Source organism: Bacillus sp. COPE52 (assembly GCF_003355115.1).
GTDB classification, from domain to species: domain Bacteria; phylum Bacillota; class Bacilli; order Bacillales; family Bacillaceae_G; genus Bacillus_A; species Bacillus_A toyonensis.
On record NZ_CP031292.1, the window covers coordinates 5,039,052 to 5,063,317 of the forward strand.

General features: G+C 37.4%; 21 protein-coding genes and 1 riboswitch. Of the genes, 11 read left to right on the forward strand and 10 right to left on the reverse strand.

Annotated elements, in window-relative coordinates:
- Nucleotides 1–1,317 (forward strand): polyamine aminopropyltransferase (locus tag DPQ31_RS25690; protein WP_261797470.1); only part of this gene is annotated, 1,317 nt, incomplete at its 5' end.
- A 27-nt stretch (nt 1,318–1,344) separates the two neighbouring features.
- Complete coding sequence (gene speD / locus DPQ31_RS25695; protein WP_000456812.1) at nt 1,345–1,716, forward strand: adenosylmethionine decarboxylase; 372 nt, start codon at nt 1,345–1,347, stop codon at nt 1,714–1,716.
- Between the two features lie 110 nt (nt 1,717–1,826).
- Here the strand turns inward: speD and DPQ31_RS25700 are convergent, their stop codons facing one another.
- The 3 genes from DPQ31_RS25700 to DPQ31_RS25710 are packed head-to-tail and all read right to left on the reverse strand — an operon-like array spanning nt 1,827 to nt 3,772.
- Nucleotides 1,827–2,144: a PTS sugar transporter subunit IIA gene (locus tag DPQ31_RS25700; protein ID WP_087970396.1), complete on the reverse strand. Its 318-nt coding sequence runs from the start codon at nt 2,142–2,144 to the stop codon at nt 1,827–1,829.
- Nucleotides 2,145–2,153: 9 nt separating this feature from the next.
- Nucleotides 2,154–3,455, reverse strand: coding sequence for a PTS cellobiose transporter subunit IIC (celB, locus tag DPQ31_RS25705; protein WP_000617766.1), 1,302 nt, complete (start codon nt 3,453–3,455; stop codon nt 2,154–2,156).
- Between the two features lie 14 nt (nt 3,456–3,469).
- Nucleotides 3,470–3,772: a PTS sugar transporter subunit IIB gene (locus tag DPQ31_RS25710; RefSeq protein WP_001023559.1), complete on the reverse strand. Its 303-nt coding sequence runs from the start codon at nt 3,770–3,772 to the stop codon at nt 3,470–3,472.
- A gap of 225 nt (nt 3,773–3,997) precedes the next feature.
- Between DPQ31_RS25710 and DPQ31_RS25715 the strand changes: the two genes are divergently transcribed.
- From DPQ31_RS25715 to DPQ31_RS25725, 3 genes are all read left to right on the forward strand, one after another.
- Nucleotides 3,998–5,215, forward strand: coding sequence for a dicarboxylate/amino acid:cation symporter (locus DPQ31_RS25715; RefSeq protein ID WP_000649372.1), 1,218 nt, complete (start codon nt 3,998–4,000; stop codon nt 5,213–5,215).
- Nucleotides 5,216–5,502: 287 nt separating this feature from the next.
- Complete coding sequence (locus DPQ31_RS25720; protein WP_208731188.1) at nt 5,503–6,660, forward strand: acyltransferase; 1,158 nt, start codon at nt 5,503–5,505, stop codon at nt 6,658–6,660.
- Between the two features lie 42 nt (nt 6,661–6,702).
- Nucleotides 6,703–7,083, forward strand: a complete 381-nt coding sequence (locus DPQ31_RS25725) for a VOC family protein (RefSeq protein ID WP_000609841.1) — start codon at nt 6,703–6,705, stop codon at nt 7,081–7,083.
- 40 nt (nt 7,084–7,123) lie between these two features.
- On the opposite strand, the gene DPQ31_RS25730 is transcribed toward DPQ31_RS25725, so the two are convergent.
- Nucleotides 7,124–9,124, reverse strand: coding sequence for a YhgE/Pip domain-containing protein (locus DPQ31_RS25730; RefSeq protein WP_208731189.1), 2,001 nt, complete (start codon nt 9,122–9,124; stop codon nt 7,124–7,126).
- A gap of 135 nt (nt 9,125–9,259) precedes the next feature.
- Here DPQ31_RS25730 and DPQ31_RS25735 point away from each other — a divergent pair, with 135 nt between their 5' ends.
- A complete protein-coding gene (locus DPQ31_RS25735) occupies nt 9,260–10,144 on the forward strand; it encodes a LysR family transcriptional regulator (RefSeq protein WP_000421932.1) in 885 nt (294 codons plus the stop codon).
- 108 nt (nt 10,145–10,252) lie between these two features.
- On the opposite strand, the gene DPQ31_RS25740 is transcribed toward DPQ31_RS25735, so the two are convergent.
- Together DPQ31_RS25740 and DPQ31_RS25745 are read right to left on the reverse strand one after the other, a co-directional pair.
- Nucleotides 10,253–11,338, reverse strand: a complete 1,086-nt coding sequence (locus tag DPQ31_RS25740; protein ID WP_208731190.1) for a transcriptional regulator — start codon at nt 11,336–11,338, stop codon at nt 10,253–10,255.
- Nucleotides 11,339–11,428: 90 nt separating this feature from the next.
- Nucleotides 11,429–11,578, reverse strand: coding sequence for a hypothetical protein (locus DPQ31_RS25745; RefSeq protein ID WP_000283176.1), 150 nt, complete (start codon nt 11,576–11,578; stop codon nt 11,429–11,431).
- A 251-nt stretch (nt 11,579–11,829) separates the two neighbouring features.
- Here DPQ31_RS25745 and cydA point away from each other — a divergent pair, with 251 nt between their 5' ends.
- The 3 genes from cydA (at nt 11,830) to DPQ31_RS25760 (ending at nt 15,790) form a co-directional block, all read left to right on the forward strand.
- Nucleotides 11,830–13,185 carry a cytochrome ubiquinol oxidase subunit I gene (gene cydA / locus DPQ31_RS25750; RefSeq protein WP_208731191.1) on the forward strand — a complete coding sequence of 452 codons (1,356 nt, stop codon included), beginning with the start codon at nt 11,830–11,832 and terminating at the stop codon, nt 13,183–13,185.
- Nucleotides 13,178–14,203 (forward strand): cytochrome d ubiquinol oxidase subunit II, encoded by a 1,026-nt coding sequence (locus DPQ31_RS25755; RefSeq protein WP_000544171.1) that lies wholly within the window; start codon nt 13,178–13,180, stop codon nt 14,201–14,203. Before cydA ends, DPQ31_RS25755 begins: the two co-directional genes overlap by 8 nt.
- A gap of 228 nt (nt 14,204–14,431) precedes the next feature.
- A complete protein-coding gene (locus tag DPQ31_RS25760) occupies nt 14,432–15,790 on the forward strand; it encodes an arsenic transporter (RefSeq protein WP_087970389.1) in 1,359 nt (452 codons plus the stop codon).
- A gap of 103 nt (nt 15,791–15,893) precedes the next feature.
- Here the strand turns inward: DPQ31_RS25760 and thiC are convergent, their stop codons facing one another.
- Both thiC and lldP read right to left on the reverse strand, forming a co-directional pair.
- A complete protein-coding gene (gene thiC, locus DPQ31_RS25765; RefSeq protein ID WP_208731192.1) occupies nt 15,894–17,654 on the reverse strand; it encodes a phosphomethylpyrimidine synthase ThiC in 1,761 nt (586 codons plus the stop codon).
- Between the two features lie 113 nt (nt 17,655–17,767).
- Nucleotides 17,768–17,883, reverse strand: a riboswitch (TPP riboswitch).
- A gap of 71 nt (nt 17,884–17,954) precedes the next feature.
- Nucleotides 17,955–19,613, reverse strand: coding sequence for an L-lactate permease (gene lldP / locus DPQ31_RS25770; protein ID WP_208731193.1), 1,659 nt, complete (start codon nt 19,611–19,613; stop codon nt 17,955–17,957).
- A 296-nt stretch (nt 19,614–19,909) separates the two neighbouring features.
- Here lldP and DPQ31_RS25775 point away from each other — a divergent pair, with 296 nt between their 5' ends.
- Nucleotides 19,910–20,227, forward strand: coding sequence for a magnetosome magnetite crystal formation protein family (locus DPQ31_RS25775; protein ID WP_001014094.1), 318 nt, complete (start codon nt 19,910–19,912; stop codon nt 20,225–20,227).
- A 113-nt stretch (nt 20,228–20,340) separates the two neighbouring features.
- On the opposite strand, the gene DPQ31_RS25780 is transcribed toward DPQ31_RS25775, so the two are convergent.
- Nucleotides 20,341–20,832, reverse strand: a complete 492-nt coding sequence (locus DPQ31_RS25780) for a metal-binding protein (protein ID WP_001139015.1) — start codon at nt 20,830–20,832, stop codon at nt 20,341–20,343.
- A 50-nt stretch (nt 20,833–20,882) separates the two neighbouring features.
- Entirely contained in the window at nt 20,883–21,248 is a 366-nt protein-coding gene (locus tag DPQ31_RS25785; RefSeq protein WP_000810376.1) for a YkvA family protein, read from the reverse strand.
- 548 nt (nt 21,249–21,796) lie between these two features.
- Here DPQ31_RS25785 and DPQ31_RS25790 point away from each other — a divergent pair.
- The gene (locus DPQ31_RS25790) at nt 21,797–23,725 is read left to right on the forward strand and encodes an LTA synthase family protein (RefSeq protein WP_000665340.1); all 1,929 of its coding nucleotides are present in this window, start codon (nt 21,797–21,799) and stop codon (nt 23,723–23,725) included.
- Nucleotides 23,726–24,266: the final 541 nt, after the last annotated feature.

The following is a 24,266-nucleotide window of genomic DNA, read 5'->3' on the forward strand; positions in this document are numbered from 1 at the left end:
AAACAAGACAAACAGGACAAACAGGACAAACAGGACAAACAGGACAAACAGGACAAACAGGACAAACAGGACAAACAGGACAAACAGGACAAACAGGACAAACAGGACAAACAGGACAAACAGGACAAACAGGACAAACAGGACAAACAGGACAAACAGGACAAACAAGGTAAACCAGGTAAACCAGGTAAACCAGATAAACCAGGTAAACCAGATAAGCACGACAAACAGGACAAACAGGACAAACAGGACAAACAGGACAAACAGGACAAACAGGACAAACAGGACGAACAGGACAAACAGGACAAACAAGATAAACAGGACGAACAAGATAAACAGGACGAACAAGATAAACAGGACGAACAAGATAAACAGGACGAACACAATAAACAAACACAATTAGAACCTATAATAGAAACAAACTCGCACAGCTTAGATATATGGGATGAAATTTCTCTAAAAGAAATACAAGCTGGGGAACACACAAATTTATTTGAAGAAAAAAGTGATTATCAAAATATTAATTTAGTACAAGTCAGCGATGTTCGCCTCTATTTGGACAAACAACTACAATTTAGTTCCGTTGATGAGCAAATTTATCATGAAGCACTTGTGCATCCGATTATGTCAAAGGTAATTGATCCAAAACGTGTTCTCATATTAGGTGGTGGCGATGGTCTTGCCTTACGAGAGGTATTGAAATATGAAACAGTATTACATGTAGACCTTGTTGACCTAGACGAGGCAATGATTAATATGGCGCGTAACGTTCCTGAATTAGTTGCTTTGAACAAAAGCGCATTTTTTGATAATCGTGTGAATGCACACGTATGCGATGCAAAAGAGTTTTTGAATTCTCCTTCCTCTTTATACGATGTAATCATCATTGATTTCCCTGATCCAGCGACAGAGTTATTAAGTACTTTATATACAAGCGAACTTTTTGCTCGTATAGCTACATTCTTAACAGAAGATGGTGCTTTCGTCTGCCAATCTAATTCACCTGCTGATGCACCTCTTGTATATTGGAGTATCGGTAATACAATTGAAAATGCCGGCTTAATTGTAAAAAGCTATCATATAATTGTTCCTTCTTTCGGAACTGACTGGGGATTTCATATTGCAGCTAATTCTGCCTATGTACTCGATCAAATTGAGCAATTATACGTAGTACCAACTCCTCGAACATTACCTTCTCTTCTTTTTCCTTTATTTCAATTTAAAGAAGAACATTTAGATCACCGTAATCTCGCTCTTCTAAACTCAGAATCCAATCTTATCCTACATCAATGTTACAAAAAGGAAATGGAGTTTTGACGATATTATAGTAAGGAGTGCTAACCTATGGAATATTCTACTTTCGGTAAGCATATAATAGTAGATTTGTGGGGAGTGGATTTTTCCCTCTTAGATGATATTCACTTTTTAGAACGCCATTTAGTTGTCGCTGCCGACCATTCTGGCGCACATGTTTTAAATGTAAGTACAAAAGAATTCCATCCTTATGGCGTTACAGTATTAGTGTTACTATCAGAAAGCCATCTTTCTATTCACACTTATCCAGAAAAAAACTTTGCAGCAATTGATTGCTATACATGCGGTACAACTGTTGAACCACAAATGGCGATTGATTATATCGTAAATATATTAAAACCGGAGCAGATACAAATAAAAAAATTGATTCGTGGTATAGGAGAAATTGTTACTATCGATTAACTATTTCTCTTACTCATCCGTAAAAAGGAGGATTGCAACTACCATCAGTGGGATGAACACCCCACTGATGGTGCGGGCAAATACATAAAAAAACCTTGCATACGCAAGGTTCATTCATTCACTGACATCTTCCTATATAACTCTACAAATTCACTCGCTAATTCCTTTACTGTAATCGCATTCATTAAATGATCTTGTGCGTGCACCATCAGTAAGGTAACCTCTGTCTTTTCCCCACCAGCCTCTTTTTGTATAAGCTCCGTTTGTACACGATGTGCCTCTTTTAATTCTTCTAGTGCCTCTTTTAATTTAGCTTCAGCTTCTGTAAACGCCCCACGCTTCGCGCAATCAATTGCTTCCATTGAACAACTTCTTGCATTTCCCCCATGCAAGATTAGATGAAAAGCTTTCGTCTCTATCGTATCCATTTTAGTTCTTTACTCCCCCTTTTCTTCAGCTAATTTTTGTTTATCCCATATTTTTAAGAACGGTAAATAAATAAAGAATGCTAGTGCAAAGTTAACAAGTTGCAAAATAACACCTGAAATTTTCCCACCCGATCCTAAATATCCACTAAAAAGAATAGGTGTCGTCCAAGGTACAGCCGCTCCGCTCGGACGAGCAACTAATCCCCATTCCATCGCAAAGTAAGAAACAAGCGTTAATACAACTGGAACTAATATAAATGGAATAAGTAAAAGTGGATTCATTACAATCGGCATGCCGAACGTCACCATTTCATTAATATTAAAAATACCAGGTGCAATGGACAATCGACCAATACTTTTTAATTGCTGACTTCGTGCAAACAATAACATTCCTACAACTAAAGCAAGTGTTGCACCAGAACCACCCATGTAAATCCACAAGTCAAAGAACTGTGCCGTAATTGTATTCGGTACATCTTGACTAGCCTGAAACGCTACGCGATTTTGATCCATTAACGATAACCAAATCGGGCTCATTACACCACCAACAATTGCAGCACCATGAATTCCGCACGCCCAAAGAACATGGACAATAATAACTGCAATTACTGCGCCCCAAAGACTAGCACCAAGTACACTAAGTGGCTCTTGCAGCAGCTTCCCTACAACATTATGAATACTTCCGAAAGTTGTATGTTCAAAAATCAATCTAATGATCCAAACAACTGTCACAACAATAAATCCTGGAATAAGAGCAGCAAATGAACGTGTTACTGCAGGTGGAACTGTCTCAGGCATCTTTATAATCATTTTTTTCTGTACAATAAATCGGTATATTTCAGTAGATATAATTGCAATAATCATCGCTACAAATAAACCTTGGCTTCCCATTAACGCCGCTGGGATTGCTCCATCTACAATCACACTTTCCTTCGTGCTTGGTATAATATATGCAACTTGAAATGGAGTCGCAAGTAAAAATGTCACAAGCGACAATGCCCCGGATGCTAAAGCATCCACTTTATAATACTCTCCAAGTCTGTAAGCGATTCCAAAAACAGCTATTAAAGCCATTATATTAAAAGTTGCACTAACTGGATACCCCAAAGCTTTCTGCCAACTTTCACCAAACAACCCTGCCATAAAATCATTATAACCTGGTATTGGTAATGCACTAATAATAAGAAAAAATGATCCAATAATTAAGAAAGGCATCGTTAAAATAATTCCATCACGTATAGCTTGCAAATGCCTCTGCTCTGCTACCTTTCCTGCTATTGGCATTACATATTTTTCTAAAAACCGTATCATCTATCCCACTCTCCTCATGGTTTCATTGACAAAGCTGCTTGCAAGATAGCCTCCCCATTACAAAGTCCGTAATGGACGGATTGAATGACATCAACAGGTATCCCTTTCCCCTTACATAGTTCTTTCATTTTCGGTAATAAATAACGTACTTGCGGTCCAAGTAAAAGTACATCTGCTTCATCGATGTGACTATTCACTTCAGAACCTGATACAGCCCAAATCTTTACCTCTATCCCTTTTGCCTGTGCTGCTTTCTCCATTTTTGTAACAATCAAACTGGAAGACATTCCCGCCGCACAGCAAAGCAAAATATTCATCCCGCATCCCTCCCCTTTTTTCTAAACCTAAGTTATGGTACATCCCTTGCTACCACTAGGTTACAAATATATATGTCTAGATTTCTAACTGTATGCCGAGCTTAAAAACAAAAATTTCTCGGTTTTCACGCTATTCCATCTATCGGTATTCTTCTAGTAAAGAGGACTCTAACTCGCTATAATAGTTCAGTATGATTTTTTTATAATAGATAGGAGGGTATATTTATGAAGGCATATCGCTTTCCACTTATTTTATTATCTTCTATCCTAATTGGTGGTTTCATTGGTTATTTCATGGGTGCCGATGCAGTTGCTTTAAAGCCACTTGGTGACATTTTCTTAAACTTAATGTTTACGATTGTTGTACCTTTAGTATTCTTTAGCATCGCGTCATCTATTGCTAATATGGATGGATTAAAACGTTTCGGTAAAATTATGTCTAGTATGGCTGGAACTTTCTTATTTACAAGTATTTTAGCTGCTATTTTTATGATTATTGTCGTGAAAGTATTCCCGCCAGCACAAGGCGTTGTATTAGAACTAACACAACCTGACAAAGCTGAAAAAGCAGTGAGTGTTGCGGATCAAATCGTCGGTATCTTAACAGTATCTGACTTCTCGAAGTTACTATCTCGTGAAAATATGTTAGCTCTTATTTTCTTCTCTATCTTAATGGGGGTTGCAACTTCAGCAGTTGGTGAAAAAGGTAAACCATTCGCTACATTCCTACAAGCTGGTGCAGAGATTTCAATGAAAGTCGTATCTTTCATTATGTACTACGCTCCAATCGGACTTGCTGCTTACTTCGCAGCATTAGTTGGCGAATTCGGACCACAACTTCTTGGAACTTACTTCCGAGCAGCAATGGTATACTATCCAGCATCTCTAATTTATTTCTTTGTATTCTTCACTTTCTATGCATACCTTGCAGGTCGCAAACAAGGTGTTCAAATATTTTGGAAGAACATGGTCTCTCCTACAGTTACATCTCTTGCAACTTGTAGTAGTGCCGCAAGTATTCCAGCGAACTTAGAAGCAACGAAGAAAATGGGTATTTCTTCAGACGTTCGTGAAACAGTTGTCCTTCTTGGATCTACACTTCATAAAGACGGCTCTGTTTTAGGCGGGGTATTAAAGATTGCTTTCTTATTCGGTATATTCAACATGGAATTTGAAGGACCAAAAACATTAGCAATCGCACTTGTCGTTTCTCTATTAGTAGGAACAGTAATGGGTGCTATTCCAGGCGGAGGTATGATTGGGGAAATGTTAATCGTTTCTCTATATGGATTCCCGCCAGAAGCACTGCCAATTATCGCAGCAATTAGTACAATTATTGATCCTCCTGCAACGATGTTAAACGTAACCGCAGATAATGCTTGTGCCGTAATGACAGCTCGCCTTGTAGAAGGTAAAAACTGGATCAAAAATAAATTTGCTTAATAAATAGAAAGAGGATGCTCATTTGGAGCATCCTCTTTTTGTCGTTATTTGTTGATAAGTCGATATCCCTTGTCGAAACGTCGATATATTGAAAAAATCGTTGATATATTTGAAGTTATGATAGATATATTCGAAAAATCGTTGATATATTTGAGGTTATAATAGATATATTCGAAAAATCGTTGATATCTCCTCTTGCCACAAATTTGTTAAAATCTTCACAAATATTCCACACCTCTCATCCTTACTCCGTACTATAATCATGTATGGAAAAGGAGATGGAAACAATGACACAAAGCGCACCGGAATTTAAAGTTTTGCAAAGCATTGCATTTCTTGCTGTCGTTTTGCAAAGTTCCTTATTATATACAATGAATCAAGGAAATGTCTTACTTGAACAATCCCTCATTATGGGTATGCTATTTAATCTCGCAAAGTTTTCAGCACCTGCATTCATATTTATCGTTGGGTTTCACCTAATTCGTCACTATACAAAGCAATTAGTATACAAAGAATATATTTCTGAAAAAGCTACACACTTACTCATTCCTTATTTCTTTTGGTCTATTCTTTACTTATTAACAACAAACGATATTATGACATTACAAGGCGGGATAAAAAGTTTACTACTCGGAACAGCCGCACCGCATCTTTGGTACGTTATTATGATGTTCCAAATTCATTTATTATTCCCTTTACTATGCACACTATTTTATTGGTTTCAAAAACGAACAGAAAATAAAAAAGACATATATAAATATATGACCATCTTTGCTTGTCTATATTTCCTTTTAATGTGGTACTCCTCTCACTACATTTTTAATGGAGAGAAATTGACTAGTTCAACCATTTTACATTATACAGATCGTTCCTTCTTCTTCTACTCGTTCTATTTCGTTATGGGCGGAATCGCTGCTGTATCATTAAAAACTTGGCGTATATTTGTCATGAAACATATCCCGCTTATCACAATATTATTTTTCATCTTATTTTTATTCATCAATTATGAGTTATTTAGTTTTCACGGAGCAAACTCTATTCATTTAACCGTTTCTACTTATTTAAAACCGTCTATGTTTTTATATATCGTTTGTGAAATTATGATACTGTACGTGCTATCTATTACAATCGTACAGCGACGCGGTTTCTTATATAAAGCTTTACGATTTATCGGAAATTACACGTATGGTGCTTATTTAGCTCACTTTTTCTTCTTGCAACTATGTACAAAATTCCTTTCTTTATTCACACTGCAAGAAAACACAATATTATATAGCCTATTATTATTTACAATAACGGCTACAATCTCGATTTCAGCAATGGCCATTTGCAGTACACTACCACTTCATACGTGGATTACAGGACCTTCTCCTACAACAAATATAAAGTGGGCGAAGATCATACTTCGGAAAAATCACGAAAAAGTATGCAAACCATATCTTTGATATAATAGAATTCCATACAAGAAAAGAAAGTAGGATACACCTATGATTAATCAAATTGGACAAATTATGTTATATGTAAATAATCAAGATGAAGCCGTACAATTTTGGACTGAGACAGTAGGATTCCAAATTATTGCGGAAGAAAATAACGGAAAAGGATTCCGCTGGATTGAAATTGCACCGGCGAAAGAAGCAGGAACAAGCATCGTCCTTCACGATAAAGCGTTAATCGCGAAGATGCAACCTGAACTAAATCTTAATACACCTTCACTTATGTTCTTCTCAAATAACTTAGACCGTCTATATAAAGACCTTTCTGAGAAAAATGTCACAGTTGGACAAGTTGTAGATTTACCTACTGGTAAAGCATTTAATTTTGCTGATAATGAAAATAATTACTTTGCAGTAATGGAACGCAAATAAAAAAGAAGCTATCCGAAAAAATCGGATAGCTTCTTTCATTTTAAGAAACTTGTTCTGTATTCGTTTCTCTATGCTGTATATGACTCGTAATCCAAGCAATTCCACCAGCAACAACGAGGTAACATAACAATATTAAAATTTGCATTCGTAATTGCGACCAATCTCCTAAAGAAATAACATCTTGTAATCCTCTAAGAGAATGTGACATTGGAAGAAACTGTCCGATTTTGCTAAGAACAGCTACGTTTAATTCTCCTGGGAAAGTCCCCCCACTCGTCGCTAATTGCAAGACGAGAAGTGTTACTGCCGCGAATTTCCCAACAAGACCAAATACCGTTACTAACATAAGAATAAACGTCATAAACGTAAAGGAAATAACAATACTTGATAAAACAAAGAGTGGTACACTTGCAACTTCTAATTTCATAACTCCTAGCACAACCACATCTACAAGTAGCGCTTGAATGAGTCCAATTAAATATACTAATCCTAGTTTATTAACAAAATGTACCGTTCCACTTACCTTCATATTTTGTCTACGGCCAAGCGGTAAAATATTTGACGCCATTATTCCGCCGACATAAAATGCAAGTGATAAGAAATATGGTGCAATACCTGAACCGTAGTTAGGTACGTCAGAAACTGTTGACTTCACTAATTGAACTGGCTCCGAGAACATCGTATTGCGTGCATCATCATTGCGAACATCCGCTATCTTCTCTGCGCCCTCTCCTAATTTCGTAGCAAGTTCTTTCGCACCGTCGTCAAGTTTAACAAGGCCATTCACTAACTTGCCAGCGCCATTATTCAGCTCTGTTCCACCACTCGCAAGCTGATTTACACCTTCTTGTAATGATGTAAATCCATTGCCCCACTTCGTAAATCCATCAGCTAGATTTGCCGCACCATCTGCTATCTTTTTCGTTCCAGCAGTAGCTTCATTTAACTTAACTCCGAATGTATTCATGCCTTCTTCAACTTTAAGCTGACCGTCAGCAAGCTTCTTCGCGCCTTGTGTCAATTGTTGTTGGCCATTATTTAAAGTATTTGTTACTTTAGCTAACCCATTAGAAGTAGCAACGATTTTTTGAAAAGCAGGATCTTGCTGTGCTTCTGGATGACTTTTCATGTACTCCTCTAATTGCTTCTTCACACTACTTGCCGCATCATCCGCTTTCACTTGTCCCTCAGCAAGTTTCTCGCTTCCGTTCACCCATTCATTTGTACCAGCACTTAATTCACTAACTCCTGATTGTAAAGTTCCTTCACCTTGCGCTAGTAATTCCAAACCACTATGAAGTGATGTCGCTCCTTGACTTAGCTCATTTGCTCCCCCGGTTAAAGCAGATTGACTGGATGCAAGCTTGTCACTTCCTTCTTTCAATTTCGATGTCCCGTCACTTAAACGATCAATACCATCCGCAAGCCGATTTGCTCCATTTTTTGCATCGGTCGTTCCTTCATGTAACTTCTCAGCCCCATTACTTGCATCACTCAATCCATGTGCCAAATCTTGAAACTTTGAAAAGACACCTTCTGTATAAGATTTCGTAATACTGTTTGAGATTTTTGTTTTCATATTTTCAACAGCTGTCGTTCCAATTTGAGCTGCTACAAAGTTTTTACCTGGATTTACTTTGTACTGCAATTGTGCCGGTTCTGGTTTCTCATCCATAAGTGTACTTACTTTTTTAGAGAAATCTTCCGGAATCGTAACAACCATATAATACTTATCTTCTTTTAACCCTTCATCAGCATTTTTTTCTGATACGAAATGAAAAGCCAGTTCCTTATTCTCTTTTAAATTTTTAACAAAGTCGTCTCCTGCATGAATTGTTTTTTCATCCATTGCAGCACCTTTATCTAAATTCACAACTGCAACAGGTAATTTATCTAATCGTCCGTATGGATCCCAATATCCAGCTAAAAAGAATCCCGAATAAATTAAAGGAACGATTAATAAAAAAATTAAAGCGATACGTCCATGTTTATGGTGCCACATCGCTTTCCAATCTTTAAATATAAGTTTAATACCCTTCATGAAACATACTCCTTCTCCTAATTTAACACCATTAGAATGGTTTAACAGATTTACTATACACGCCCATTTCCATACTGTATAATACATCTTTAATTATCAATTCATTCCTTTTGGTCTATAGGAAGGAGAGTCAAAATGGAACTTCTTCAACTAAAATACTTTCAGACAGTCGCACGATTAGAACATATGACAAAAGCCGCTGAAGAATTGCATATCGCACAGCCTTCGCTTAGCAAAACAATTGCTAGACTAGAAAAAGACTTAGGCGTCCCGTTATTTGATCGCCAAGGTCGACAAATTACATTAAACTCTTTCGGGAAAGTATTCTTAAAACGAGTAGAGCGCATTTTTCATGAATTAAGTGAAGGCGAACGAGAAATTAAAGATTTAGCTAACTTACAACAAAGCTCTATTACGCTGGCCGTTTCTATTCCAAGAATATTACCAGAACTACTCGGTTCTTTTTTACTAGAACATCCTAATGTTAGATTCCAACAGTTTCTCGCATCTACTCCTTCTATGAAACGACAACTAGATAATATAGAAATTGACTTTTGCATTTCTTCTGTGCCAATTGAAGGCGAGGAGATTATTTGGGAACCACTTATTACAGAAGAAATTTTCTTAGTCGTCCCTTCAGGCCACCGTTTATCAGGACGTGAGAGTATCTATCTTCATGAAGTAAAGGACGAACCGTTTATTAGTATGAACACTGGTTATGGATTTCGACACTTAACAGATGAATTTTGTAAAGAAGCTGGCTTCACTCCACATATCGCTTTTGAAGTAGATGAACCAACCGTGATTAGCGACCTTATTAAGCAAGGTCTCGGCATCGCTTTTGTCCCAAGCTTAACTTTATTAAAAAACTCTACTTTAGCATTAAATAAATTACGTATTATTGAACCTAATTGCGAACGAACCATTGGCTTAAGTTGGTCGAAGAAACGCTACTTATCGAAAACTGCTCAGAAATTCCGTGAATTCGTGATTGACTACTTCTCCAATATTAGGTCATAAAATTATATCGATCATAACTTCAAATATATCGACGTTTCGCCAAGAAATATTGATTTATCAACAAATAACGACACAAATAGAAGGTGCCACCCCATAGGATGGCACCTTCTATTTCTTACTCTTCTCTAATTCCATTTCAGCTAAAAGTGGTAGTACATTATCAAAAATATGCGTATTATTATTTTCGCCTGTTACGTACCCACCGTAATATCTACTAAATACATTATCATTTCGGAATGTGGCCATATGTTCATACAATTCCGTCGCAAACTTTGTATCACCTGTTTGTAGTACGTACAAAATCGTTAATCCGTAAGCAGCTGGTGATTCATAATCCACAGTTTGTTTTCCCGTTTCTAAATTATAACGACCGTATAACTTTCCGTCCTTCTGGAACTTCTTCTTTATAAATTCCAAATAAGCATCTGATGAAAGACCACCTAAACTACGATGGTAAGCAACGTATGATTGGTCAATAAGATTCACTTCTTTATCGTACGTAAATGTACCATCTTCCTTATACTCTTTCGGGAATGCCCAGCCATGCCTTGGATAATCCGCTAGAAATTGAACCACTTCTTGATACTGCTCAGCAGAAACTTTTCCATACTTTTTCATGTACGAGAATGCATGCGGATTTATGTATGATGTTGTTGCAAAACCACTTTGCTTCCCTGCATCCGCGTCATAATAATCAACGTAATAATTATCTTTCTTATTGTAACGAAGTACAGCATCACTCAATTGATCTGCAAGATTTTTATAACGATCTTCCTTATACATTTCATAAGCACGATATAATTGTTCTATAATACGAAGATCATCTATAAGTGCATTTGTAGCTGATTGCATTTCTCCCTTTTCAGAGACTTTCCATAAAACGATACGATCCTTATGTACAAAGTTATTTTGAACGACCTTTACTTGTTCATCAAATAACGCTTGATCATCTTTATCCAATGTATATTGTAGCCATAGCCCTGCCGATTCTGATAAAGCTTCACGGCCTTTCGCTTCCCCAGTACCTGACTTTGTATCTTCTAAACGATAGGTGGCAAGTGTCCCATTTTCATTCACCATATGTCTTAAAATAAAATGTTCCGTACGGTTTCCTTGTAAGGCTGACCAAAATACAATTCCACCTAAGGCGATTAAGAGAATAACTCCAATCCCTATATATAAACGTTTCCGCAATCTTTTCACCTCCCTAATAAGGCTAACCTTAATTTTACCAGAACATACGTAAATTAAAAAAGACAATCTATTAGATTGTCTCCCGCATTTCTACCCCTCACAAACCTCTTTAGAAGGTCTATATAGTGATTCCACAAGTCGGTCATATTCACGACGTGTAATTTCTTTATTATACAACTTCAATAATAAATCTCTATGCTCTTTTGAAAACGCCATCTTTTTAATGACTTCAGGATACATAAAACACCCTCTCCATTTCACATAAACTTCTCCAATCGAAACAGAACTTATGTTCGCATAAAAGATTATAAAATATTCCTAGATAAAAAACAAACAAAATATTATTAAACGTTAATTTCTTTCTATTTATAATATTCAAACACAATATTACCATATTCACTTTTTAAATACATATATATATTTGGCAGTTTATTGAATAAATCTTCCAATTCAATCAGAAAATAATGGCAAAAAAGAAGAGGAGTATATATATGGATACCGTAACATTAGCAAGAGCGTTTTTTGGTTCTTCATTAGCATTCCACATTATCTTTGCAACACTTGGAGTCGGGCTATCTTTGATGATTTTTATAAGTGAGATACTCTATCACTGGAAGAAAGATTCCGACTATGCCATTATGGCAAAAAGATGGACAAAGGCTTTTGCTATTCTTCTCGGTGTAGCAATTCCAACTGGAACAATTGTTGGTGTACAAATCTCACTTCTTTGGCCTGGTTTCGCCAAAATTGTTGGGCAAGTTATTTCTGTTCCCTTTCAAATTGAGATTTTCGCCTTCTTTTTAGAAGCTTTATTCATGTCTATTTATGTATATGCAGCTGATAAATTACCTCCATTCATGAGATTAATCTCACTCTTTTTCGTCATGATTGGTGCCACGGCATCCGCCGTGCTTATTACATCAGCAAATACATGGATGAATACACCCGCAGGCTTTTCCATGGAGCCAGATGGATCGGTTTTTAACGTTGATCCGTGGAAAGCTTTCTTTAATCCGAGCTTTGGCACAAGCGCATTCCACGTCGTTATTACAGCCTATGCGACTGGAGCAGCCGTCATTGCCTCTATCGCTGGATTTAAATTATTAAAGAAGAATGTAAGTGAGCGTGAAGTGGCTTATCATAAAAAGGGACTACTGTTAGGACTCGTCGTGACATTTATTACAGGTGCTACGATGTGGCTTTCGGGGCACGAATCAGCAATCGCCTTACATAAGCATTCACCTGAAAAACTTGCATCTGCTGAAGCTTTATTTGAAACGACATCACATGCTCCCTTATCAATTGGCGGGGTTGTGGATCCTAACACACTTGAACTAAACTATGCGCTGGAAATTCCGAACATGCTTAGCATATTAGTGGGACTAGACCCTAGCACCGTCGTAAAAGGTTTAAAGGAATTCCCACAAGAAACATGGCCACCATTTTACACACATACGCTGTTCAACTTAATGGTCGGCACCGCTGCCTTTACCTTTGCAGTTGCAGCAATCGCTCTCTTATATTGGTACTTCGTTTACCGAAAAAAAGGAGCCGAGTTACCAAAGTGGCTTCTTTGGGGAGCTGCCGCATGTGGACCAGTTATGATGCTCGGTATTGAATTCGGATGGATTTTCAGCTGTAGCGGTCGTCAGCCGTGGACAATTTATGGTATGCAGCGTACAGTCGATGCTTCTACACGCGCTGATTTCGTCGGTCCTTTATTTATTCTATTCATTATTTTATATATCGGACTCGGTATTTTAACAGTCTTTGTACTACGGACATTCTTTAAGAGACATCCGCTAAAGAATGATTTACATCACCAAGGAGGCGGTTCTCGTGCATGAGGAAAGCATTGCAATCATCATCTTATGGGCTCTTATTTTCGTATACAGTATATTAGGGTCCATTGATTTTGGAGCGGGTTTTTGGGGCATGGTATATGCGAAACATCCAACACTTGCTGCCAAGCTTGCTAATCGATACTTATCACCAACTTGGGAAGTAACAAATACGTTTCTTGTCTTTGTCGTTGTCGCTTTCCTTGGTTTCTTTCCGAAAGCAGCCTTTACCCTTGCAACCGTTATGTTCGTACCAGTCATGCTAATTCTAGTACTCGTTGCAATTCGTAGTACATTTATGGTATTTGCTTACTCTCTGCCGAAGTACCAACATCTTCTTCGGATTATTTCAGGTATTACAGGGCTCTTAATTCCAGCCCTATTAATTACCGTTTTACCTGTTACAGAGGGTGCCTACATTACAATGGCTGAAGGAAAAGAAGTACTCCTTTACGGAAAACTTCTTTCTAGTCCTGTTATTTATTGTTATATGCTATTCGGACTAACTTCGGAACTGTTTCTATCTTCTCTCTTTCTCGCTGATTTTGCGAGAGAGCAAGGTTCAGAAGATGCATATAGAATTTATAGAAGAAATGCCATCATACTTGGTCCTGCAACGCTCGTTACGGCAATTATAGCTCTCGTTGTAATGGACCCACAAACACACTGGCTAATGCAAGGATTAATAAAGCAATTCCCATGGTTTACAGTCTCTATCATTTTATTTGTTATCGGCTATTCCTCCCTTTGGTGGACAAATAAGAAATATAGCACACTAGGATTTCCTCGCATTGCAGTTTTAGCTGTCGTCGCTCAATATGCATTTGCAAGCTACGCTTACGGCGTCGCTCATTTACCGTATATCATTTACCCGGACGTAACTGTATTTACAAGCTTTACGACGGTCGAAACATTCTATGCGCTACTTATCCTCTACGCAATCGGGATTGCAATTTTACTACCCGGATTCATTTTCTTCTGGAATTTATTCTTGAAGGATCGAACTTTTTTAAAGGAAAAATAAACATATAAGCTGGAAATGGGGCATTATCATATATAATGTCCCTAAGTATTAGGCCCCTCTCTCGATAGTTATTTCACTACTATCTACATTTGCCTCCTATCATCAAATACACATATTCACTAGATTCAATTAAATGCCTAGTTCCTATCATTTTTTTGTGAATATACTGCTATATAAACTTGAGACAAGCTACATCCGTTCAAGGGAAAATAGAAAGGTAGGCTAACTATGAGCATTGAGATATGGATTACTATTATTGTATTCTTCTTAACGATGGTTGTTATTTTTTGGCGACCTCGTGGCTTAAATGAGGCATGGCCAGCAGCAATTGGCGCTGGTATTATCCTCATTACTGGACTTGTATCAAAGCCAGATGTCATGGACATTATAAGTAAAATCGGAGGCGCTTCCATAACGATATTGGCGACCATCGTTATGGCAGTTATATTAGAAAGCTTCGGCTTCTTCCATTGGGCTGCAGCAAAACTCGCAAATTTAGCGAAAGGTTCTGGACGCCGCCTATACTGGTACATTCAATTACTATGCTTTCTTATGACTCTTTTATTTAATAATGACGGTAGTATTTTGATTACAACCCCAATTTTAATCCTTCTTCTGAAAAATCTTCAATTAAAGCCTCATCAACAAATTCCTTATTTATTAAGCGGTGCTTTAATCGCCACTGCATCTAGTGCACCAATCGGTGTAAGTAATATCGTAAACTTAATCGCATTAAACATCGTTAATATGACTCTCTATATGCACACAGCGATGATGTTTGTACCTGCAACCTTAGGATTATTGTTTATGTCATGGCTCATGTATACTGTTTTAAAGAAAAAATTACCAGAGAAATTACCGGTTTCTTCATATGATATTGAAGAAATTTTCTTCACGAAAAATTTCCATCCATTAAAAGGAAACAATTCTGTTGATACGAAACAAAAACGTACAAAATTCATGTTAAAAGTATTAGGTTTTGTCTTCCTTATGCGCTGTCTTCTGTTCGTTGCATCCTTCTTATCTATCCCAATCGAAATCGTTGCGGTGCTAGGTTCCCTCGTTCTTCTTATCTGGAGATGGTACTACTTACGAACAAACCCTGTCGATATTTTGAAAAAGACACCGTGGCACATTTTAATCTTCGCCTTCTCTATGTACGTCATTATTTACGGGCTTCACAACGCAGGATTAACAGCCGCACTTGTGCAATGGCTCGAGCCACTTGTAAGTCAGCATTTACTCTATGCTAGCTTTGCCATGGGCGGACTTGTATCCATCCTCTCTAACGTCTTCAATAACCACCCTGCACTTATGATTGGTACAATCACATTAACAGAAATGGGGCTAGATCCAGTCACATTAAAAACAATCTACCTCGCAAACATTATTGGTAGTGACATCGGTTCACTATTATTACCAATCGGTACACTAGCTTCCCTCATCTGGATGTATATTCTGAAACAAAACAAAATTAAAGTAAAATGGAAAGATTATTTAAGCGTATCTCTCATCGTTATTCCTCTCACAACAGTCGTCACATTATTCCTCTTATACTACTGGGTACACCTCTTCTTTGCCTTATAAAGAAAACAGAAGCCCCCTTTGCTACCGTCTTAGCAAAGGGGGCTTTTTCTATAATTAAGTTAGGTACTACAGTGTGATCAATCAAGTAAAGAGGTGTAACGTGTTATTGGTATAAATGACTACCAGTATCTTTAAATTCTTTCGCCTTCTCTTTCATTCCTTTTTCAATTGCTTCTGTCGTTTCTAAGTCATTTTCTTTCGCATATTCACGAATATCATGTGAAATTCTCATACTACAAAACTTCGGTCCACACATTGAACAAAAATGAGCTGTTTTCGCTCCTTCTGCTGGTAACGTTTCATCGTGATACTCCATCGCACGTTCAGGATCTAAAGACAAATTAAATTGATCGCGCCAACGAAATTCGAAACGTGCTTTTGAAAGTGCGTCATCACGCTGATGAGCCGTTTTATGCCCTTTCGCAAGATCAGCCGCATGTGCTGCAATTTTATACGTTATAACCCCTTCTCGAACATCATCTTTATTTGGTAAACCTAAATGTTCTTTCGGCGTTACATAACAAAGCATCGCCGTTCCAAACCAGCCGATCATTGCTGCTCCAATTGCGGATGTAATATGGTCATATCCTGGTGCAATATCTGTCGTTAGCGGCCCAAGTGTATAAAATGGCGCGCCCTGACAAATATCAAGTTCTTTCTCCATATTTTCTTTAATTAAGTGCATCGGTACATGTCCAGGTCCTTCAATCATAACTTGCACATCATGTTTCCAAGCGATTTTCGTCAATTCACCAAGTGTTTCAAGCTCCGAGAACTGCGCTTCGTCATTTGCATCTGCAATCGAACCTGGACGTAATCCATCTCCAAGCGAGAATGAAACATCGTACTGCTTCATAATTTCACAAATCTCTTCAAAATGAGTATATAGGAAGTTTTCTTTATGATGGAATAAACACCACTGTGCCATAATCGAACCACCGCGTGAAACGATACCTGTCGTACGTTTTGCAGTAATTGGAATATAACGAAGTAATACACCAGCGTGAATCGTAAAGTAATCAACGCCTTGCTCCGCTTGCTCAATTAACGTATCACGGTACACTTCCCACGTTAAATCTTCTGCAATTCCGTTTACTTTCTCAAGTGCTTGATAAATGGGCACAGTTCCGACAGGTACAGGAGCATTACGAATAATCCATTCGCGCGTCGTATGAATATTTTTACCTGTAGATAAATCCATAATCGTATCTGCACCCCAGCGCGTTGCCCATGTCATCTTCTCTACTTCTTCTGCAATAGAAGAAGATACAGCAGAGTTTCCGATATTTGCATTTACCTTCACATGAAAGTTACGTCCGATAATCATCGGTTCTGCTTCCGGATGGTTAATATTCGCTGGTAAAATCGCACGACCTTCTGCAATTTCCTTACGAACAAACTCAGGCTCCACTCCTTCACGAATCGCAACATACTCCATCTCAGACGTAATAATGCCATTACGCGCATAGTGCATTTGCGTAACATTTGCACCTTCCTTCGCTCTAAGCGGCTTACGATCCATTTGCGGGAAAACAGGTGTATGTTTCGAAGCCACTTTCACACCGTCATCCTCTGGTTTTACTTCACGCCCTTCGTATGCCTCTACATCCCCGCGCTCCATGATCCAAGAATGACGCGGCGCCTGCAACCCCTTTTCCAGCTCCACTTTATACTCAGGATCTGTATAAGGTCCACTCGTATCATACACACGGATGGGCGGATTTTGGACACCATTCGTATCGCTTTGTGCAATCTCACGCATCGGTACTTTCATACCTTCCCGTGATCCATCTACATACACTTTCTTACTTCCTGGTAAACTCGATTTCAATTCAATTTGCTCAGCTGAAACAGATTGTTTCATAACCTTTGTTGCCCCCCTGTACGTGACAAGGACGAGATATGGCCAGCGTATGCCAAAACAAAAAGAGCCAGGTCCATAAAAAAATAAGGACCTGGCTCATAAAAGACATCATTATGTAAAGCCGTTAACTTCCCTACGCTGGTACGAGCCAGATCAGGTCCAAAGGGTTAAGAAGTTCACACGCTTCTCTCTCAGCCTACGCATACGTTAGGCACCCCTAGTTTATCACTGATTTAATTTTCAATACTTTCTCATCATACACGATAATCTGAAAAATGAAAAGTTTATTTCTTTTATTGTTTATGGAATCATCCACGTTAAATAATATGCCTGTACATACGTCATAATACCAACAATAATAACGAAGAACAAACTATGCTTAACTGTAAAACGGAACAAATCCGACTCTTTTCCGGCAAGTCCAACTGCCGCACAAGCAATTGCAATCGATTGCGGAGAAATCATCTTACCTGTTACACCACCTGTTGTATTTGCCGCAACGAGAAGTACTTCAGATACGCCAACTTGCTGCGCCGTAATTGCTTGTAAATTCGAGAACAGTGCGTTCGCTGACGTATCGGATCCTGTTAAGAATACACCAATCCAACCTAGGAATGGTGAGAAGAACGGAAATAGTCCGCCAGTTCCTGCTAGCGCTAGCGCTAATGTAGAAGATAGACCAGAATAGTTTGCGATAAATGCGAATCCTAATACGAATCCGATAGATAGAATTGGCATCTTAAGTTCGTTTAACGTTTCTTTAAATGTCGCTACTGCATCTTTTGCACTCATTTTCAAAATAAAGATAGAAATAATACAAGCAATTAAAATTGCCGTTCCAGTCGCTGATAAAACATCTAATTTCAAAATTGCTTCATAAGGCGTTGGTTTATTTACTATCGGCTCTGCTTTCATTACTAAATTGTGTAAGCCTGGAACTTCAAACTTAAATACAAGACTTTCTAAAGCGCCTCCTGGAGCAAATAAAGATTTAAAGAAGCTTTGGCTCCAAACAACTACCATAACCGTTAAAATAATGAACGGAGACCATGCTTTCACTACTTTTCCTATTGTGAGTTTTGGCATAGATGTCGTCGTTGTTGCCGCTACTTCACTATTTGCTTGTTTAGATTGATAGATTTCTTTCGGCTGCCAAACTTTTAAGAACAGCGCTAAACTCACTAAACTTACAAGTGCTGACGTAATATCCGGAAGCTCCGGCCCTAGAAACGTTGCTGTAATAAACTGTGTAATTGCAAATGAACTACCTGCTACAAGTAACGCAGGCCACGTTTGTTTTACCCCTTTAAACCCATCCATTAAAAATACGATGAAGAACGGAACAAATAATGATAGAAACGGTAACTGATGTCCAGCCATTTGTCCGATTTTATGTGGATCAATACCCGTTACTTGTCCAGCAACTGTAATCGGAATTCCCATCGCTCCGAATGCTACCGGTGCAGTATTTGCGATTAAACAAAGACCAGCCGCATATAAAGGATTTAATCCGAGACCTGCTAGAAGCGCTGCCGTGATTGCTACTGGTGCACCGAATCCCGCAGCCCCTTCTAAAAATGCTCCGAATGAAAAACCAATTAAAATAACGAGTAAACGGTGATCATTTGTAATAGATAATACAGATGCACGAATGACATCGAATTGACCTGTTTTTACGGAAATTTTATACAAAAATACCGACATAATGATAATCCAAGCAATTGGCCATAGTCCGTATAAAAAACCGTATCCAGTTGCTGCCGTCGCCATCGTAAACGGCATTTTATAAGCGAATAACGCTACTAAAATTGTAAGTACAACTGTAATAAACCCTGCCACATACCCCTTCATGCGGAAAACTGCTAAAGCTAAGAAAAAAAAGATGATTGGAATAAGTGCGACTGCTGCCGAAATCCAAATGTTACCGAACGGATCATAAACTTGTGTCCATGTGTTCATTGTTCTCTCCCCCTAAAGAATCCCCTTTTAAATAGAATAACCTCATCAATAGACTATCAGGTCATCATACCTTTAAGTCTAAAAATAAAAAACGTTCAAGAAAACGTTTTCATCTAATCCCATTTATACTTTATCACAGCATTTTCCATAAAAAAAGATTTTTTTGAAAATTTTATTATTTAAAGAAAAAATCTTACAAAATCGTCACGTTCTTGTAATGTTCATCGATAGTAAGCTTGTAAAAATTACTGCATAATAATAGTATAACAACGGAAATTATTTATGAGGTGATATATATGAATGGAAACAAAATACTAGCTGCTTTATCATACTTTAGTGTACTATTTGCCCCTATCTTATTCCCAATCATCGTTTGGATTGTGGGGGATGCTGAAACAAAGCCACATGCAAAACGTGCTCTATGGACACATATCATTCCAAGTATCGCTACATTTATCGGCGTAGCCATTTTAGGAATTATGGGCATCGGATCGGACCAACCAGATGTAACACTTGGAATTGGAGCAATGATTGTCTTAGCTATTTGCGGAATCATCAGCTTATACTACTTCATCTGGAACATTGTAAAAGGAATTAAAGTGCTGAAAGCTTAACTTTAAACAAACGTTTGTTTAAAAAAGGACACTTGCAAATTGCAAGTGTCCTTTTTCCGATTAGTGTGAGCTAATAATTAGCGGGGGATGCCCCTACCGATTAAAGTTTCACTTTATCTTCTTCGTTTCTTCTTTTTTCTCATCATTTTCTTTCGGCGCGTATTCGTTTTATCCGCTATAATGTGAAGCGTGCTCGCCACAACAATTCCCATTAGGAACGTTTTAATTTCCACCTCATGTTTTTTCGCAATTTCTATTAAGTTCCCGTCCAGTGCTATTACATTTAATAGAAATAAAAACGGAGAAAATACGATTAACATGTATGCAATACGAATTACATCACCAAGTATAATCGTATGTGTAAGAAAGGAACGATGTGGCATTACTTTCTTATACGGATACCAAAATATACGCAGGAATCCCCATTTATTATACGCATTACTGTACGTATCTAAATCAGGTGTTAAAAATGAAGTACCTACTAAAAAGCCAATTGCAAAAGTTAATAAAAAATCAAAATTTGTTAATCCATACGAAAAGAGCAGAAACAAAACAACCGGAAGGGATATTAAGTTTATTTTCGTATGCGTTTTTCCTGATGGCATAATGCACTTCCTCGCTTACGTTCGCCCTGTCACTCTATGACAGTTCTCACCTATTGATCTAATTTCTGATCGATAAATGATGTGTCTATATCCGAACCAAACCATTCTGCCAACTTCACTCGTGCCTTATCTTTCACATCTTCATTGACATATAATGACGCCTGTATTAGTGCGGCCGTTAATGCCCCTAAATCGTCCGTATAACCAACTCCAGCAATGAAATCTGGGATGGCATCAATCGGCGCAATAAAATAAGCAAGTGCTCCAATTACAATAATTTTCACCCGCTTTGGAACATCAGGTCTTTGCAAAACGTAAAACAGTAATAAACTGGCATAAATGACCGACTGTCCGGCTTGCTTTGCAACATGCTTTACTTTTTTCCAAAACGCTTCAACTGAAAATTTTTGTTTCATGTAAAAGCCCCCCTATTTTTTAAAAGAAATAAGCTACAATATATTACCAGTAAAAGTTCATCAAAATTACACATAATCTATCAATGAATTTTTATTTTAACAAACAAACTTAAAAAGAACAAGTGTTCGTTAATTTTCATATCCTTTCCTTCATATAATAGTTTTCTAGACAAACCATTACATATTTCCACTTCTTATTTCTCAACCATGAAAATTTTCACTTTCACTTAACATTATTCTCTATCTTTGTTATATTTTCTAGTTGACGGACATATAAACGAATGATAAAGTTTTCTCTGGTAGTGACAAAACACATACAAAAAATGTAAAATGTTATAGTGTTTCTCAGAAATGAATTTTGTTGTATAATACAGAAATGACGTTATACTTATGAGCAGCAAAAGAAACCAAAAAAGGGTATGCATAGTTAAAGTCGTATATGGGTGAATATAGAAGCTCTAATTATGGCAAAAGAAACTATGTATTTTTTATTTTAACATTTTTCGCTCCAAAATCGACCAAGCCTGATAGAGAAAGGGTGGAAATGAATGAAAGAAACCTTGAAATCACAATTTCAAAATGTGCGTTTCACTTTATTCGTAGCTTTAGCCGTATGGCTGAAAACCTACATTATTACACGCACAAGCTTTGATTTAAAACTTGAATCTTTCATGCAAGAATTCATTTTATTCATTAGTCCATTAGCAGCATCATTACTGTTTGTGGGACTTGCATTATTTGCAAAAGGAAAAAAACGTAACTATATAGCACTTGGAATTAATTTTGTTTTAACGTTCATTCTTGTTGGTAACGTAATGTTCTACGGATTCTACAACGACTTCGTTACTTTACCAGTACTAGGGCAAACTTCTAACTTTGGAAGCTTAGGTTCTAGTGTAAAAGAATTATTTAACTACAAAATTATCCTTGCATTTGCGGATATTATCGTATTCTTCATCTTATTAAAGAAGAAGAAAAACTTTGCACCGACAGAGCGTGTAGCACGTCCGATGCGTTCTCTATACTTCGTGTCAACAGTTGCTATTTTCTTCGTAAACCTAGGGTTTGCAGAAGCTGAACGTCCAGAACTATTAACACGTTCATTCGACCGCGTTATGCTTGTTAAAAACTTAGGATTATATGTACACCAAGCATACGATCTTGGCTTACAAGCGAAGTCAAGTTCACAAAAGGCATTTGCCGACGGTAGTAAATTACAAGAAACAGAAAACTATGTGAAAACAACACAAAGTAAACCAGATCCAAATATGTTCGGTACTGCAAAAGGAAAAAACGTAATTGTTGTCTCTCTTGAGTCATTACAAACATTCTTAATTGGCGCAACAGTTAACGGACAAGAAGTTACACCATTCTTAAACCAATTTACGAAAGAAAGTTATTACTTTGATAACTTCTTCCATCAAACTGGGCAAGGTAAAACATCTGATGCTGAATTCTTAGTAGATACTTCTTTATATCCACTAGACCGTGGTGCTGTATTCTTCACACACGGTAACAACGAATACACAGCAACTCCAGAAATTTTACGTCAGCAAGGGTACCACACATCGGTATTCCACGCAAACAACGCAACATTCTGGAACCGTAACATTATGTATCCGGCACTTGGTTATGATCGTTACTACAACGAGCTTGACTACAAGATTACGCCAGAAACAAAATTAAATTGGGGATTAAAAGATATCGAATACTTCGATCAATCTATCGATATGTTAAAAGAAGTGAAGCAACCGTTCTACACTCGCTTCCTTACTTTAACAAACCATTACCCATTCACTTATGATGACAACACGAAATTAATCGATGAATATAATTCTGGTGATGGCGTGTTTGACCGTTACATGGTAACTGCTCGCTATTTAGACGAAGCAATGAAACATTTTATTGAGCGTCTAAAAGCAGAAGGCATTTACGACAACTCTGTGATCGTATTCTACGGTGATCACTATGGTATTTCTGAAAACCATAACCGTGCAATGGCACAGTTCTTAGGAAAAGAAGAAATTACTGCATTTGACCATATGAACTTACAAAAAACACCGATGTTTATTCACGTTCCAGGTCAAAAAGAAGGTAAAACAATTTCAAAACCAACTGGTGAAATTGATATTAAACCAACTATTCTAAACTTACTTGGTGTAGATTCTACGAATCAAATTCAATTTGGCCATGACGTATTCTCACCTGATAATAAAGGATTCGTTGTTCTTCGTGACGGTAGCTTCATTACAGATAAGTACATGTATACGAACAGTACATTCTACGACCGTGCTACTGGCGAAGTTGTACAATTACCGAAAGAAGAATCTCAACCACTCATTGATCGTGCTCAAAATGAATTGAACATGTCAGACAAACTCATTGAAGGTGACTTACTTCGCTTCTCTGAAAGTAACAAGATTAAAACTGGTGAAGTAAAAACAGCTATTAAAGAAGAAAAGAAGAGCGCTGAGTAATCTCAGCCTCTTTTTTATTTTCCGCTATCCTTCTTCTCCTATTCATTAACTTTAAAATTACATAACCTTTACCAAATATTCACACCACATTAACGAAACATCTCTATAATAAAATATGCAAACGAGGTTCTACATATTTCTTATCTCTCATCTTCAATAAGATCCCTTAAAGAAATATGCGAACCGTTTGTTTTCTACTTTCTTTTAATTGTCTTTTAAAGTGTTTTGTTCTCATGTACAAAACCTTCAATAAGATGATATCCCTATGAAAGATAGCTACCCTCCTTTTGCAGCATTCCATATGAATGTTGCTTTTTTTTATTTATAGGCAGGATTATTATTTCTTATTTTCGAATTTGTATATACAAAATGCTATAAATCTCTATTACTTCCCTATTATTTACAAATACATATACGTCATATGTAGAGTATTGCTAACATAAAAATTACTATAGCGATTTTATGCCGCGTTAACTAGCAATAGGAATCCCACTTCAAAATTTGGCCGGATTCAAAAATCATATGGATGGTCTAACCGTAT